The 17,582-nt window shown below is 47.9% G+C and carries 8 protein-coding genes; all 8 read right to left on the minus strand.

Going from position 1 to position 17,582, the window contains the following annotated elements:
- Positions 1-16: 16 nt before the first annotated feature.
- Entirely contained in the window at positions 17-1,768 is a 1,752-nt protein-coding gene (locus BN2628_RS04460; RefSeq protein WP_021930388.1) for a RagB/SusD family nutrient uptake outer membrane protein, read from the minus strand.
- 20 nt (positions 1,769-1,788) lie between these two features.
- On the minus strand, positions 1,789-4,794 hold the full coding sequence (locus BN2628_RS04465) for a SusC/RagA family TonB-linked outer membrane protein (protein WP_055096188.1): 3,006 nt from the start codon (positions 4,792-4,794) through the stop codon (positions 1,789-1,791).
- A 20-nt stretch (positions 4,795-4,814) separates the two neighbouring features.
- The gene (locus tag BN2628_RS04470) at positions 4,815-6,623 is read right to left on the minus strand and encodes a RagB/SusD family nutrient uptake outer membrane protein (protein WP_055096190.1); all 1,809 of its coding nucleotides are present in this window, start codon (positions 6,621-6,623) and stop codon (positions 4,815-4,817) included.
- A gap of 11 nt (positions 6,624-6,634) precedes the next feature.
- The gene (locus BN2628_RS04475) at positions 6,635-9,826 is read right to left on the minus strand and encodes a SusC/RagA family TonB-linked outer membrane protein (RefSeq protein WP_074023986.1); all 3,192 of its coding nucleotides are present in this window, start codon (positions 9,824-9,826) and stop codon (positions 6,635-6,637) included.
- A gap of 289 nt (positions 9,827-10,115) precedes the next feature.
- On the minus strand, positions 10,116-11,276 hold the full coding sequence (locus tag BN2628_RS04480) for an esterase (RefSeq protein ID WP_044229685.1): 1,161 nt from the start codon (positions 11,274-11,276) through the stop codon (positions 10,116-10,118).
- 17 nt (positions 11,277-11,293) lie between these two features.
- A complete protein-coding gene (locus BN2628_RS04485; RefSeq protein WP_055096194.1) occupies positions 11,294-13,207 on the minus strand; it encodes a hypothetical protein in 1,914 nt (637 codons plus the stop codon).
- Positions 13,204-14,772: a beta-N-acetylhexosaminidase gene (locus BN2628_RS04490; protein WP_055096196.1), complete on the minus strand. Its 1,569-nt coding sequence runs from the start codon at positions 14,770-14,772 to the stop codon at positions 13,204-13,206. The genes BN2628_RS04485 and BN2628_RS04490 overlap by 4 nt, the downstream gene beginning before the upstream one ends.
- A 10-nt stretch (positions 14,773-14,782) precedes the next feature.
- Complete coding sequence (locus BN2628_RS04495) at positions 14,783-17,581, minus strand: alpha-L-rhamnosidase-related protein (RefSeq protein WP_055096198.1); 2,799 nt, start codon at positions 17,579-17,581, stop codon at positions 14,783-14,785.
- Position 17,582: the final 1 nt, after the last annotated feature.

Genomic DNA, 17,582 nt, shown 5'->3' on the forward strand with positions numbered 1-17,582 from the left:
GAAACATTATAAGGGATTATTCCCATCCGGGATTCTGGAAATTGAGCCCGGTATGTACCTGCAAGCGTATCGCTTCTTCTCCCGGTATCGGGAAACGAAGGAACTTGTCTGTATACGCATTGCGCCGGCTTACGACAAACCGTTCGTATTTGCCTTCGTCCGTCACCCGCATACCGGTGACAATCCGGTCGGTCTCATGCAGTATTTTCCAACGACGCACGTCATAAAAACGCTGTTCTTCAAAGGCAAATTCCACCCGGCGCTCGTTGCGTAATCTTTTCCGAAACTCGTCTTTTGCCAGCCCGTACGGAATGTCGGGCATCCCTACTCTGTCCCTGACTGCATTTACCGCATCTACAGCGGCATCGGGAGCTATATCAGATGCTTCGGCTTCATTCAAGGCTTCGGCATAATTGAGGTACAACTCTGCCAGACGGAATATACGGAAGTAGCCGTCATTGTTACCGTTGGCACGGTTTGACGTGGGGTTTCCGAACTTACGCATATAATATCCTGTACGTGTATTTCTCCGGTTCGTACTCGACAAGGCACAATTTCCTCCTTCGAATGTCCAGACGTAGGTGTCTCCTCCGACCTGAAAGGGAGCCCCGTTATAGTATATCGACGCTTTCAGGCGCGGGTCCCGATTGGCAAAGGGATTATTCTCATCATACAGCACGGCTTTCGGATTGATGATGGGTCTCAAATGGTCTTCGTCTTCGTATCCGAGTATAGGCATCTCTCCGTCGATGGTCTCATAGCTGTCTACCAGCTCCTGCGAAGGGCATGAGCCTGCCCGTACTTGCCCTTCGGTAACGGGCAATCCGCAATGCTCCCACACGGTGAGTTTGTTACGCCCGGTCATTATCGTTTCCGGGTCTTCTACTCCCCTTACATCGGCTGCTGTCATGAAATACATGTCGTAAGGGGTATATGCCAAGGAGGCAAATCCTCCCGAGGGGACGGCCTTGTACAGGGAATACCCGTTTGCCAGACAGAGGTCCAGCGCTTCTTTCGTTATCTGGGCAGCTTCGTCCCAATCCAACGTGCCATCGTTATTGAGGGGACTGGCCGCATATAAGGCGGCTTGTGACATTATTGCCGCACTCATCGCCTTGCTCCACCGGAAGCGGTAACTATCGGATGACCCGGAGTGCCATCCCAGTGTCTTATTTTCCATGGAAATACGACAGTCTGAAATAATCTGCCGGGCACACTCGGAGAACGTGGCACGACGCAGTTTGGAGAAGTCGTACCCTTCGGCAGAGGGGTCGTCGAGGATAATGGGCACTCCTCCGTAATTCTTAATCATCTGGAGATAATAAAAGGCTCTGAGGCCGTGTGCTTCTCCTTTGTAGCTTTCCCGCTGGTCTTCCAAGTGCATATTAGCGGTAGCGATACGGGCAATTATGATGTTGCATTTCCTGATAGGTTCATAATAATCCCACTTTTCCGGAGTTCCCAACGGATTGGAGAATGCCGATACAAAGCCGTTGCACCACTGGGACATCACTCCATTGGTGACATCGCCTACGTCATGGGCTTCATCGCTTGCCGAAGCCAGAAACGTATTATCTGTATAATTGTTTCCCATGTTATTCCCGATTGCACCGTAACAACTGTTGAGGTAGCCTCCGAGAAGTTTCTGATTTTCGAATATCTGGTCAAATTCCAGTCTTCCGTCAGGATAATCTTCGATAGAGGTGCAGCCGAATGAGATTACCGCCCATGCGGCCAGTGCAATATATGATAATCTGTATCTTTTCATTTTACTTATCCTATATTTATTTAGAAATTGATATTCAACCCGAAATTAAACATCCTGTACACAAACGAATCGATGCTCTTGGACTCAGGATCAAATCCTTTGAACTTAAGGTCGGTCATCGACAGGAGGTTTTGCCCTGTGATATATATTCGGAACTGGTTCATTTTCATCTTCTTAACGATTTTATCAGGTAAAGAGTACCCTAAAGTGACGTTCTTGAGCCGCAGATAATTTGCTTTGGAGACAAAAAATTCATTGGCCAGCAAGCTCGATGAAGTTGTCGATGTCAATGCCGGATATTCTATTTTTTCCCCGGCGGCATAGCGTTCGGGAGTCCAGGCATTCCGGTGTATGTCCAGATATACGCCTTGTGCCTGATTTTCGAATACGCCAAGCCCGTCATAAAAGGCATTGCGCCCGGTCTCTCCCTGCAACTGGATATAGAGGTCGAAGTTTTTATATTTCATCTGTACGGAAGCCCCTGCCATAAAGCTGGGCATGGTTTTTACCCCATCGAGAGGGGCTTTGTCTCGCTCGTCGATAAGACCGTCACTGTTCAGGTCGCGATAGATAAAGTCACCGACACGGGGTGTGACATCCTGATAAACGAGTTTACGGTCTGCAATTTCCTGCCGGCTGTTGAAAAAGCCGTTACCGTTGGAATAATCGATTAGATAACCGAATTTCTGCCCGATGCTGTATCCGGTCTTGCGGAAGGGGTAATAATACCCGATACTGGAATAATTGAGGTCGTTTGCATCGATTATCTCGTTCTTGTTCCAGGCGAAGTCTCCGGTCACCCCGATTTCAAACCCGGAATTCCATTTTTTACTATATCCGACTTCGATATCCACTCCCTGATTCTGTACTTTGCCGACATTCGTATAGGGCAGTTTGTCTCCGGTGAAACCACTCAGGGCAGGGGTCAAGTCGCTCTGGCACAGTACTCCTCTCTGTTGGGTACGCCAATAGTCTACCGACAGACTCAACGAGTTGAAGAGAGTCATATCTACGCCATAGTTTTGCTGGTACGACTTTTCCCATTTGATATCCGGATTTCCCAAGGCTCCTTCTGAGACGAGAAAATTGGTAAATATAGAGCCTATGAGCCCGCTACCGCCCATATCTCTGATGTCATCGGCATACAGGTAGCGGCTCGAAAAATTCCACAAGTTGTCGTACTGAAGGGCTCCGAAAGAGAGCCTAAATTTCAAGAAATCCAATACACTCTGGTTTTTCATAAATTTCTCATTCGATACGACCCAGGCTCCGGATACCGTCGGAGAGAAATGAAACTGATTGCCTTTCCTCATCTGTTCGGAACCGGCATGTGTAAAGTCGAATTGCAGGAAATAGCGGCCATCGTAACCGTATTTTGCATGTCCTCCCAGTTGTATTCGGCGGAAAGGCAGCAGCCATCCGGCACTGGTACTGTCACCGAGACGGTCTTCGGCCAGATAATTCAAAAAGGCATCGACCGAATGGGCTCCGAAGGTACGGTTGTATTCGAGCATTCCTTGAAAATTCATAAAATATACGGTCGAAGCGCTCTTGGACCAACTCAAGGCTTTCTCCACGTTGGTACCGAAGAGTACGAGTTCCCCTTCTTCATTCCTTACGTAACGGGCATAGTCGTACTCCCCTTTCCGGATACCGGTATAATATGAGTGGTACCCGACAATGCCTTTAAGCGAAAGTCCTTTGGTGAGGGCACTCAAATCCAGATTCAACCCGAAATCGGCATTCACATCCGTGGCTGTCTCCTGATTTACTCCTTTATAATTGATAGAACCATATATAGGATCGGAGAAATTCTCGGTGGTTACGATTTTACCATCGACCAAAGGCCCTTCTATCGTATTGGGGGTCGTATAAATTTTATTGATAATATCTCCTCCCCGGGTTTCATTGTTACGGTATATCCTCATATTTGTATTGAGGAATGCTGTCATAAAGCTGAACAAGTCGATATCGATATTCGATACCAGTGTAAAACGGTTCTCGAAGTTGGCGGGATTATACTTTTCTTTCCAGTCTACTTTATACATTCCTTCCGTACGGGCATAACCGCCGTTGACATAATAACGTACTCTCTCGTTCCCTCCGCTGAGTTCTATATTGTACCGTTGCGAGGTACGCATGTCTTTCAGGAAGATTTTGCGCCAGTCGTTGTCGATACCGGTACCATCGGCAAAAGCAGTGATGTCGTCCGGGCTGTAAACGGGTTGCAACCCGTCATTGGCCAGTGCCTGATTACGTAAAACGGCGTATTGGTAAGAGTCGAGCATATCGGCCTTTACAGTAGGCATCTCAAGAGCAAAATTCAGATTCACATTGACTTGAGTTTTCCCGGGACGGCCTTTCTTGGTCGTAACCAATATCACTCCCTGTGCTCCGAGGGGGCCATAGAGTGCCTTTGCTGCGGCATCTTTCAGTATAGAGACCGACTCTATGCTTCTCGGGTCGAGCGAATTCAAATCGAGGGTTGGCGCCGGCACTCCGTCGAGTACTATCAATATCGCTTCGCCGTTCATCGAACTGAGTCCCCTGATATGTCCGTCATGATATCCCGCGAGCTTTCCTTGAAGGGTTTCGGTAAGGCCTTTGGACTGCCACAGTTCTATCTCTCGGCTCTTCACCGTACTCATAGACCCGGTGTAGGAAAAACGCGGTTCGGTACGGTCTAAGGCAATGTCGAGCATTTCATCGCTGCATGAGGCATCGGGGAGCATTTTCACTTCCATATCCGAATTCTCGGTTATCGGCAATATCTCGTTTTTATAACCGATACAGCTAAAAGAGAGTTTGCCGTCGGCTTTATCGGTATTTATATAGAATCTGCCTTCAGAATCGGTTATGACGTATTGCCATGAATCCAATATTTTGACGGATACTCCGGGAACGGGGTTTCCTGCCTCGTCGCGAACGACTCCGGCCAGATGTTTTGTTTGAGAAGCAGCCTCGCCAACTCCTGCCAGAGAGCAAGCCGCCACAAGAATCATTACTATTTTTCTTATTTTTTTCATGATTATATTTTTAAGACTTGTTACCAACCATAATTCTGCCAGCGGTCTCCGGTCTGGTCTTCCAATGATGACACATCATCAATCGGTATCGGCAAGAAATGCCATTTGGCTTTATAGGAAAGCTTGCTGGGCGACGAACCGTCAGAACCGACGATAAAACGTTCGTATGTCAGTTTGAGCCCCGAACGTTTGGCCCTCATACCGGTACAGAACTTTTCGTTCTCCAGATCTTCTTCGTTTCTCGTCCATCTTCTTGTATCGAAGAAGCGGTGTTCTTCGAAGGCAAACTCAACTTGGCGTTCGTGCCTCAACAACAAACGTGCTTCATTTTGAGTAGTCGCTGTCACGTCTACCGAGGGGTCGAATCCTGCCCGATGCCGTATATCGTTGATAAGCGCCAACCCTTCGTCTATATGTCCGGCTTCAATGGCAGCTTCAGCCAAATTGAGATATACCTCGCCCATACGATAAAATTTCCATTTACCATCAGCTCCCGGCATCCCAGAAAAAGCTTGCCAATTACGATATTTGTTCAGATAGTAACCGGTACGGGTGTATCGGCGGTCATTGTCTCGAAGCTCACAATTGCCTCCGTTATAAGTCTGCACGACAGATTTCGTATTACCTACGTATATATAGGCACCGTTATAGATTACTGTAGCATAAAAACGCGGATCCCTGCCTTCGTAAGGACGTGCGGGATTGTACCCTGAACCTTCGGTATAGTTAGGCTGCAAATGTGTCTCGTCGAGGTAGGGTCTCTCCAGGTCCAGAACAGGTTTTCCTGTCTCCAGCATATCATAAGCATCGACCAACTCTTGAGAAGGCACGCATCCCGCCCGGTAATTGCTCTGTATAGGTAATCCCCATACCCACCACATCGGATGGTTATCTTTCAAACTTCCCCAAATTGTTTCTTTATCTACAGGATTAGCTCCATTACCACCACCATTTTGAACAAAATACTCTCCATAGGAACAAGAATATTCTTCCGGATATAAATGCTGGGTATATAACTCATAACCATTTTCTTTCAATTTTTGAAAACATATTTTATTCTTTTCATATGCCCAGTCCCAAAGATTCTCACCATTATTATATAATGGACTTGCAGCATATAAAGCAGCTTGTGAACATATAGCAGCTGCAATTCCACGAGATAACCGACGAAATTCCTCGCTATTCGTAATTCTCCATGGAAGCTCTTCACACTTCATAGCCTCTTCACAATCTTCTACGACAAACTTTAAACATTCTACCGCCGTATTCTTTTTCAGAGTTGAATAATCAGCATCATCAGGAAATGGCTCTTTAATTATCGGAAGAGCACCATACCACTTTACCAATTGCAAATAATAAAAAGCACGTAATACTCGAGCCTCTGCTCCCCATCGAGAACGATTATTTTCACTATCTACTGACGCTGTAGGCAGATTTTTAAGAAAGACATTTAAAATTCGTATTGACTTCCAATATTTATTCCAATATCCATAATCGAACTGATCATTATACATTGTTTCAAATATATTTTCCCGAGCACTCCCCTGTCCTTTATAAGCATTAACAGCACCTGTACCTTCCACATCATCACACGACCAAGACTCATCACTCAACGCTGAAGGCAAATTGTCAAACCAGTAATACCATGACATTTTAAACGGTATGGCATCAAATGCCGTAGAAAAATAGGCAGGAACATAATCTGGATTAGAAAACACCTCCTCCATGGTTAAACGTCCATCAGGAGTGACATCCATCACATCACTACAAGAACCGAGCGGCAGCAACAAAGCAACTGTAACGCAGATATATAATAGTTTCTTTCTCATATCTAAGAATGTTAAAAATGAATATTGATTCCACAATTGAATGTCCGCATCAAGGGATAGTCTACCACAGAAGCCTGTTCCGGGTCGAAAGCTTTTGTGGGCAGTGCCGTCCAGGTACAGAGGTTGTCTCCGGAGATATAGATGCGTACATGGCTCATTTTCGCTTTCCGGGTAAGTCGTGCAGGGAATGTATATCCTATCTCTGCATTCTTGAGACGCATATAGGCGGCATCCATTATATAGTATTCGTTCTGTATATGGCTTGTAGAACCGGAATTTGCCAAACGCGGATGCGTGATTTTCTCCCCGTTGGCATAGCGCTCTTCATTCCAGCGGTTGTCGCAAATGTCCAGATAGTATTTGGAGCCTTCTTCTTCAAATATGCCCCGTCCCGAATAGTATTTGGAGTATTGTCCTACGCCTTGGAACATGACGGAGAAATCGAACCCTTTGTAAGAGGCTCCTATATGGAAGCCGTAGCTTATACGAGGCACCAAAGAAGAGTACTTGATAGGGGCCATGTCTTTCTCATTGATAATATGGTCTCCATTCAGGTCTTTATAGATAAAATCACCCGGTTGAGGACTACCACCTCCGGTCTCATAGGTGAGCCCGCTATTGATGACATCTTCTTTGCTATTGAAAAATCCGGAGCCGTCTTTCCCATGTGCGGGGTCTACGGTACGGTCGATGACGTATCCCCAATTCTGTCCTAAGGAGAATCCTGTCTCACGGTATCTGTAAGCATAGTCGGCAGACAATATGGCTTCATCGGCCGATATGACCTTGTTTCTCGCATAAGAGAAATTTCCGCCCAAATTGACGTTCAAGTCCCGGGTGATATTTTTATTATAATCCAAGGTAATTTCGTATCCTTTGTTTTTTATCTCACCCATGTTTACTCTCGGTAATTGCGACGATGTAAGTCCTGAGATAGCCGGAACTGTATTTCTCTCGATAAGAATATCGCTACGGTCTTCGATAAAGTAATCGAACGTGAGGTCCAAGTCATCGAAAAGCGACAAATCGATTGCATAATTTTGCTTCCAAGCTACTTCCCAATGGATGTTCTTGTTTCCTAACATACGTTCGGTAATTTTTCCTCCGTTTCCAAGAGAACGAATATGGTTTATATCAATATGATAATCGATATTGTCCAGATACAGGAAACGGGTACTACCCAAGCCGTCATTCCCTACTTTACCGACGGATGCCCTCAACTTCAAATTGGAGATGATTCCGTTGTCGCGCAAGTTATTCATAAAGGACTCGTTCGATATGACCCAACCTAAAGAGAAGGCGGGGAAAAACCCGAACCGGTTGGAAGGAGCAAACTGCTCGGTACCGTTGTAGCCTATATTCACTTCCGCCAAATAACGGCTATCGAAGGCATATGTACCACGTGCCGACAGCCCCACCATATTGTAGGGAATGTCTCCGCTGGCCACCTCGCGCAAGTCTCTCTGAAAAAGCACCATACCGGTTACATAATGCTTGCTGTTAAATGTACGGTTGTAGTTCAGTTGCATCTGCATATTGAGGAAGTAATTGCTTGTCGTAGAACGGTGCAGGCTCAAGGGGTCGTCCTCTTCATTATCTCCGTCGAAGGTATAAATGGGCTCATCCAATCCGGCGGGTTTTCGTTCATACTTATATGTTACGAAACCTTTCAATGCGGTAGTTACGTTATTGCTCCTCGACTCGAACGATGCCAATCCTTTAAGGCTCAAACCTTTTGTTATAAATCCGAGGTCTACATTTAAAGATGCTATGGCGTTCACTCCGGAACGTGTCTGCAAATTGTATCCGCTACGATTCATATTTCCGTACCCTGATTCCAGGGTTTGTACCGGGTCGTGCACCACCTGCCCGGGCCTGACATCGTGTACAAGGACATTGCCCTCCGAATCGGTTCCGTTCTCACGTACTTTGAATCCGGCTTCGGTAAGCGGACCGGGTGATGTAGGACGGGCTGTTATCGCATCGCCCCAGACTGCCGATTCCACTCCGTTTGTCCCGTTTACTTTCTCTATAAAGCTCGACAGGTCAAATGAGGCTTTTATCCATTTACTGAAAGAATAGTCGATATTGGAACGGAAATTGTACCGGTTCATTTTTGCCTGAGGGTCATATCCCAACTGTGATTTCGGTTCGGTATTGTACATACCTCCTTGATATACATACCCCGCATTTACAAAATATTGCAACCGGTCGGAACCTCCCGATATGTCGACATTGGCTTTCACCATGGAGGCATAGTCTTTGAAGTAAATGCTTTGCCAGTCGGTATTGGGATACCAATAACGGTCTACGGGGTCAGAGGGCCCCGAACCATCGCGCCAAGCATCGAACTTGGCAATGTCTTTTCCGTCAAACTCGGGGGCTGCTCCTTCATTTTTGCGTGCTTCGTTGAGCAAGCGCACATAATCCCACGAATTGCGCCGGGTAGATTTGCGGGCAAATGTCTGCATACTATACGAGAGGGACGGACGTACGGAGACTTTCCCTTTCTCACCTCTCCGGGTGGTCACAAGGATAACTCCATTGGCTCCCCGCACTCCGAATACGGCTGTAGAACTGGCGTCTTTGAGCACGGTAATCGACTGTACTTCGTTGGCATCTATTTCGCGAATGCTTTCCCGGGGAATACCGTCGACCAGAATCAAGGGTTTCTTATCGTTGTACGTAGCTGCCCCGCGTAAAAACATCGTCACTTCGTCCTTGCCCGGGGCACCGTTGGTCTGTATGGTCGTCAGACCGGGAAGCCGTCCGGCAATAGCTGCCGTGATATTCGGGGCAGAACTTTTCTTGATGTCGTCGGCCCCGATAGAGGCGACGGAACCTGTCACGGTGACTTTCCGCTGTGTACCGTATGCCACGACAACAGTCTCATCGAGCAATTTTTCCGCAACTTTCATGACCACTTTTACTTGTGAGGTTTTCACAGGATATGTTGCTGTTTCATATCCCATGTAGGTGATTTCCAACACGGGTTTGGGAGTCGTCAGTTTCAGATTGAATACTCCTTCGAAATTTGTGACAGTAACATTGGCTGTTCCTTTTTCTTTTACGGTAGCTCCAATCAGGGATTCTCCGGATTCATCTACAACAATGCCTTTCACGTTTTTTATCTCGGCATATATCATTACCGGAGCAAACAATATAAGTCCCATCAGTAAAAAAAACCGGCATAGATTTTTCATTGGAATTTGAAATTTGTTAAGACTCATGTATATTAAATTTAGTTCGGTTTCCACTATACAAAGTAATGCATCGATTCATATAAGTACTATCGATTTTTGTCTAATTAATTTGCATATTTGTCTCTTTTATGCATGTGAGACTTTTTTGCATTATATACACAACATATTAATAATCAGCATATAATAGTTAGTTTTGTCTTTACGTATACATTTCCGTATTATCGATACAGATGCAACAAAATGGTCTTGGCGCACCTGCTCATACCGGAAATTACCGGTTTGCCTACAGTCATTTAAATACTTCCTGAACAAACCGAGAAATATAGTGACGCCAATTTCTCCAAGAATGACCGCCTTCTGTCTCGAACCAAGTATAAGGATAGTTGTTGAGAGAAAGGAATTTCCTGTAATCGAGGTTTGCACTGTACAGGAAATCATCTTTACCGATGGATATCCAATATAATTCGGGAGAGGTATCGAACTGTTTTTTCAATTTGAGTTCCATATTCTCGTAGACTTCACTATGTACTTTTTCTCCGGGTGCAACGGCTGCCGAAAACAACCCGATATAATCGAACATGTCGGGGTATCGTGCCGATATAAATTTGGCATGGAACCCTCCCATCGACAATCCGCAAATGGCACGATGCGACTTTTTACGGGACGTGCGATAATGCGTATCGACGTACTGCACGATATCGGGGAATGTGCTTTCGAATGTCCCTTCCATCGTCTTCGGCAGATAGGGCGTCGGAGGGACAAGCCCGAGTGCAGACTCTCCAGGAGCTGCTTCCTGCGCTACATTGCCATTGGGCATTACTACAATCATGGGGTGTGCCTTGCGATCCGCTATGAGGTTGTCCATTATCTGTGCCACACGCCCGAGGGCCAACCATGCCTCTTCGTCCCCTCCCATACCGTGCAACAGATAAAGTACCGGATATTTCCGTTTCGAACCGGGGTCATATCCGGCGGGTGTATAGACGGAGAGACGTCTCTTCATCTGCAACGACGGACTGTCGTACCATACCCGCGAGACCGTCCCGTGAGGCACGGCATTGACTTTATAAAGGTCTCCAATGCCTCCACCTATGATAAAGATATTCATCGTCGTGGATACATCCCGGACTATATACACGTTAGAGGGGTCTAACATCATCATGCCATCTACTACATAGAAATAGCTGTACAACTCTGAAGGCAAAGGCTCCGGGGTCGTATATTCCCAGATTCCTTCCGCATTTTTCTTCAAATCGGCACCTCCTGAAGAAAAGCAATCACTACCTACTCTCACCGATGCAATATGGTCCGGGGTCTTCAGCCGAAAAGTAACCCGGTTATCGTCATGTATTTCGGGAGAGACAATCGTGTGCCTGCTATCCAATGCTTCTTGGGCTGAAGCGGTGATGCCGACTGTCAAAAGCATTGTCAATAAAAGATTTTTTATCATACTGTCTTTTCTATAATTCAATGGTGAGATATGCTTATGTAACCTATTTTCCAACCGTCCATCGCAGGCAGAGTGACTATAACATCGCTACCGTCAGCTACGGCTTTCAGCCGGATATTTTTATGTCCGGGTCGTTTCCAGATGTATCTGCTTTTCGAGGCGCATCCTCGTAATCTCAGTTTTATCCCTGTATACCGGGATATGCTGCTGTTGAGTACCGTAACGGAACGCAGGCGATAACCGGAATCGACCCGAGGCACGACCACTACTTGTGCTGCTGTCTCAGTCATTACGGGCAACCGATGCTCCGATACCCAGTCGGCAGCCTGTATCAGGGCAATCCTCGAGGCATTATTTACCGCAAGGCTGAAGAAGGGTACTACTGCTACCCGCGCTCCGTCCGTCGAAGTATAATATCGGGTCTCTACGGCTTCTACCGATTTGCCACAAGGGTCAAGGCTCTTATCAAATCCACGGCTGCACGCTATATTCCAAGCTGCCCGGTCGATGAGTATGCCTCTTTCCCGAAACAACGATTCCCCTTCTTTCTGTCCCAATCCCTTAACGGCCTCGGCATCCATAAAGAGTGCAGAGCTGTAATCTCCGTCGGGACTGAATGGTATTCCTAAGGTTGCCAACTCTGAAATCACATCATTGGCTCCGGTGGTAAACCATCCGAAGGCGGGTTCTCCGGGATAATGCGGACGCAATACGAAATCGGGGCTGATATAGGGATTCAAACCTCCCGGCTGAGTGCCTCGATTGAACTCTACGTATTCTTCATAAAAGGACCGGCAAGCGGACAGAGGGCCAAAATAGTTACCGGCATACCAGCTCATGGGTTCCAATGCACTGCATATAATGGCATATGACAGTTGTGTCGCCCCCATGGAGAGGTATAGCAATGACTCAGTACACAGACCGTCAGGGGATTTTCCGGTATGTCTGTGCGGATGGCCTTCGATTTCGGCTGCAATCTGCGTTACATACGCGGGCAACCGCCGTATCTGCCGCGCCATGTCGAATGCTTTTCGTATCATGCCTCTGGGTTCATGATCATCGTAAAAACCACTGCCCGGACGAGATGCCGGGGCCTTACCCGTCTCGTCTTTAATGGCTTCAAAAACGGGGGTCCAATCGTATCCTTCGAGCAACTCGCGATGAAAATTGGGATGCTGCAAGCCGACAATTGTCTCCGGTGATACGGCATGTACGCCACGGGCAACAGAACGGGCTACTTGAGCCAGGCTTTCTTGGGAGAATTCTATCCATCGACTGCGCAAAATACCGTTGTCTGCATTGCCGTTCATGGCAACAAGGAGAGATGCAGCCTCGTAACTGTATCCGTATTTTTGATTGAAGAGGGATATGCAAGTATTGCAAAAACACAGCATTTTTGCAGGCCAATGCTCCGTAATTCTCAAATCGTCGTCGAGCCATACTACCGACGGCTTGCATTGTAATGCGTATTGGGCAAAGGTATGCTCTACGTATTCGAGGAACTGTGCCTGCCGGGGACAACTGCACATTCGGGTTGCCTGCCCGGCATTGTTTACTATCGTTGTCCATTTATCGGGAATGGACTCCTCGGTATTGAATTCAAAGCCGTCTCCATGTCCTATCGTAAGTCCCTGCACAGACGGCTTTATTCCTATGGCTCTCAGCTGCTGGGCAGCTTCCCCCATCTTCCGAGCCGAACAGTTATGTTTCTCAGATAAAAGCGTATTATATTCCATGAAAAACCAGGCTTCATCCCAAAGTCCGGGATAATCTTCCAGCGCTGCCAACAGCTCATTTTTCAACGAATCGTCGGTATGGTGATGCGGCCAGAGCCGTAGCAACATCTTAAATTCGGATGCGGTTGCCCATACCGGCCATAAGGAAGACATGAATACCAGAGCTAAAATGTAAAGATGTGTTTCGGATTTCATTTGAATATGTCTATTACTTTGGCGTAATTGTATCTGTACTTGTCATATATCTGTGCCAAATGACAAAGCCGTTGCAGGAAATGCGAATAGTCCATTCGGTCGGGTTGCGACCATTGTACTTCCGAGAGGGCGGCAAGCCGGGGCAAGAGCATGTACTGCACTCTGCCGAATGTGGGCATATATTCGGTCCAGACGTTTGCTTGGACGCCTAAAATATGTGTCATCTTTTCGGAATCGAAGCCTTCTGGTACCGGATTTAACGAGTACACTTTGTCTATCTGTGTAACTTTTTCCTGGTCGTAGTCAAAATAGCAATGGGAGGTGGGGGAAAGTATGGCGTCGTGCCCTTGCTTGACGGCTTCGACGGCCCCGCCCATGCCTCTCCAAGAGTGTACCGTGGCATCGGGCCCCAACCCTCCTTCGAGGATTTCATCCCAGCCGATAACTTTACGTCCTTTTGTTGCCAGAAATTTCTCGACCGAGACCATAATATAGCTTTGCAGTTTCTGTTCTGCCGAGTGCTTTTTGTCCGGTACTATGCCCAATTCTTTTATTTTTGCCTGACATGCCCGACACTCTTTCCAGCGTTGCTTAGGGCATTCGTCTCCCCCGATGTGTATGTATTGCGACGGGAATAGCTCGGCTATTTCGGTAAAAACATCTTGCAGAAAGCGCATGGTTTCGTTCTTTCCGGCGCATAATACATCTGCCGGCCCTCCCCATACTTCGCATACTTGGTAAGGGCCACCGGTACATCCTATTTCGGGATATGAGGCTAATGCCGCCGCAGAATGTCCGGGAATATCTATTTCGGGAATAATGGTTATATACCGTTCTTGTGCATATCTGATGATGTCACGTATCTCGTCTTGTGTGTAAAATCCGCCGTGAGACGTGCCGTCTCCCGTCGTCTGTTTACGGTATGCCCCTACGGAAGTGAGCCGGGGACGTGACTTTATCTCTACTCTCCAACCTTGGTCGTCGGTGAGATGCCAATGAAAACGGTTTACATTGTGAAGTGCGATGATATCGATATAACGCTTTACCGAATCGACAGGAAAAAAGTGTCTGACTACATCGAGATGTACTCCCCTGTATGCGAAGCGGGGCGAATCTTTTACGATACATGATGGTATCTCCACTTTGGAGGCCTGCTCTGCAGGGAGAGCCTTGCGCAATGTCTGCACGGCATAAAATACGCCTGCGGGAGAATTACCGACGATGTGTATGTTTTTCTTGTCGACAGTCAAGGTGTACCCTTCGGAATCGGTAGAACGGTTCTCCTCGACGCGAAGGCTTATCGTCCCGCGTTTCCGAGGTTTATCGGTCAGCTCGGGAACAATGCCTGTCATGTCGGTGATGTATTGTTGCAGAAAGGCGGCATTGCGCTTCTGCCCTTCTTCGTAGTATATTTTGGTATTGCTATCCAGAACAAAGGGGGCCGACGTACCGGCACAGATGGTACGCGGCACGGGTATTACATTAAAATCGGCTTTCGGGCCGGCGGCAGATGCCGTACTCAACAGGGCAAACAGCCCGATAATCGTGACGATTCTATTTTTCATAGGAAAGAGTTTATTGGTTGTCTACTTTGAATTTATATTTTCCTTGCGGCACACGCACGATACAGTTCCCGTCTTGTATACCTTCGAACCGGACGTCTTTCGAGTCGCGTACCGATATCCCGCTTTCTGTCACTTCCGAGGTATTGCCTCCTACGGGTATGTATATGGTGGCTGTACTCCCTACGGGAACGGTCACGTTCATTTCCAGATTGCGGCCTGTCTGCCTGATTTCGGACACGACTTCGCCGTAAGGTGTCATGTGCGAGTAATAGACTTCGGGCAGCCGCTTGTCCAAGATGGGCTTTATGATGATATGTTCGTATGCGGGTCTTTCGGCATCGACATTGACTCCTGCAAGAATTCTGTAAAACCAAGTGAGTCCTCCTCCGAACATCGGATGGTTGCGGGAATCGGCTCCGTTCCATTTTTCCCAGGTGACGGTAGCTCCTTGTTTTATCCAGTTCCCGAAACTGGGAAAATCTTCCTGATTCATGGCGTTATAGGCGATGTCGTTGAGCCCGTTCAGCGCCAGTGTCTCGAAAAAGAATTGTGTACCGAATATCCCGGTATTGAGATGGTTGTCGTACTTGACCGAAATCTCGTGTTTCAAGGTCGCCACGACATCGTCGTAACGGTCGTCAGGGACACCTAATACCAATGCGAATATATTGCTGCCAAAATCTCCATAAGAGCGGGTTTCGGGATTGTAAAATTTCTTGTTGAAGGCTTTTTTTACATTGCCGGCCAATACCGAATAGTAACGGGCATCGTCCTGCAACCCCATCACCCGGGCGGCTTTTGCGGTAAAATCGGCACAACGCCAGAGATAGAACGTGTGCACGAGCTCGACAGAGGGTATGTCGAATGCGGGTGCCCAATCGCCCAGATTGAGCCAATAATTGGGTTGGGTCGCATTCAGATTGGCACGTTGTGCGAGCATGGTACTGTCGGGAGTAAGCCATGTCAGCATGTAGCGTATTTGCTCTTTCATGGCGAAATAGTTGTCTTCCAACATCTTCTTGTCTCCATAGTGCAGATAGAATTCCCAGGGCATGATATTCATGGCTGCGCCCCAGGGAACTCCTCCTCCGCAACCGGGTTGCCAGGGGGCTCCGTTGGGGACATAGCCGGTCTCTATATTCTGGGCATCTCTCATGTCTCGTATCCATTTCTGATAAAAAGCGGCAGCGTCGAAGTTGTGCATTACCGTAGTGCACACGACTTGCGCATCGCCTGTATAAGGTGCTCTCTCTCGGTGGGGACAGTCGCTGGCTATGCCCCCGTGCATATTGTCGAGCTGGCTTTGCCGCCAGATTTGGTTTATCTTGTTGAACAGCGGGTTCGAAGTCCTGAACTCTGCATCAATGGGAACATCGGTATTGACAGCTTCTGCCGTCATATTTTTTTCGGACAGGTCATGTACTCCCGATATGACGGCTTTGCGGAAGACGTACCATGTAAAACGGGGTGCATAGCTCTCCTTGCCTGTGCCCTTGAATATGTACCGGTATACTCCGAGGGGAGACTCGCAGATGTACTTGACATCGAGTGTATCGCCTTTGTTCCCTTTTATGTCCTTGAACCGTATCCAACCTGAAATTTCTTTGCCAAAGTCTACTTCGTAGGTACCGTTGTCCAGCTTTTTCAAGGATACGGGCTCCAGCACTTCGGTGATTTTATCGGTAGGTGCGGTGTTTGCCGTGAGTGTGCCGACAGGGGCATTCCGATAAACGGCCCGGCTCCAGTCTGCATCGTCGCAGCTCGTCGTGCACCAACCGTCAGTTTCTTTATTGGCATCGTAGACTTCTCCTGCGAAGACGTCATCGGCTACAATCGGAGACTCTTTTACTTTCCAGGTTTCGTCGGTGCATATCATTTCTTTGGTATTGTCGGCGTATGTGATTTCTATCTGGCAGAGCAGGCGGGGCGACCCGAAGGAGCATACCCAACCGGTGGTGCAATCGTAGAATCCGTTGCCCAATATCGCCCCGGCTACGTTGTCACCGCGACGGAGCATGTGCGTGATGTCATAAGCCAGATACATGACCCTGTAACCGCGAAATTTGTTGTCGATGGATATGCCATAGTGCTTTATGTCTTCGCGTACGGTGTAATTGGTAAAGTTGGGGACTAAATAGTCGTCTCCTACTTTCTCTCCGTTGATATACAGCTCAAAGTAGCCCAGCCCGGTGACGAAGGCTTTTGCAGAGGTTATTTTTCCTTTGGCCCGGAATGTCTTGCGAAACAGCGGTGCCGGGTATTGTCGCTGCTCGTACTTTACCGGGCTGAGTACTCTCCGGGGGGCTTCTCCCTGCCAGGGCACTCCTATCCACCGGGCTTTCCAGTCGGCGGGTTCCAACAGCCCCATGCCCCAATAAGCGGGCTCGCTCCAGTCTGAAGCCCGGTCTTTATCGTCCCAGACCATAACGCGCCACCAGTAGTCTCCCGCCGACTTCAAGGGGGCTCCTGCATAGTGCACCAGCCGCGACACGGAGGAGTTTTGCCGGCCGCTGTCCCACGCGTCGTAGTCTCCTTTTTGCAATTTTTCTTTCGAGGTGGACACGACTATGCGGTACGCCTGTTGCGAGCGTCCTCTCTCCTGCCCGGAAGATGCATGGTTTATCCAAGAGAGGCGCGGGGCACGGGTGTCTACCACTGCGGGATTTTCCATATATTCGCATCTCAGGTTACCGGGGCTTATTTTCCCCCATGCCATATTGCCAAAAACAAACAGCATCGCCCCCAGAGAGAAGAGGGCACGTCTGTCCGGCCGGCATCCGGCCCGTAATTTTTCTAATGTTCCTGCCATT

The organism is Gabonia massiliensis, assembly GCF_001403595.1.
In the GTDB taxonomy this organism is placed as follows: domain Bacteria; phylum Bacteroidota; class Bacteroidia; order Bacteroidales; family Coprobacteraceae; genus Coprobacter; species Coprobacter secundus.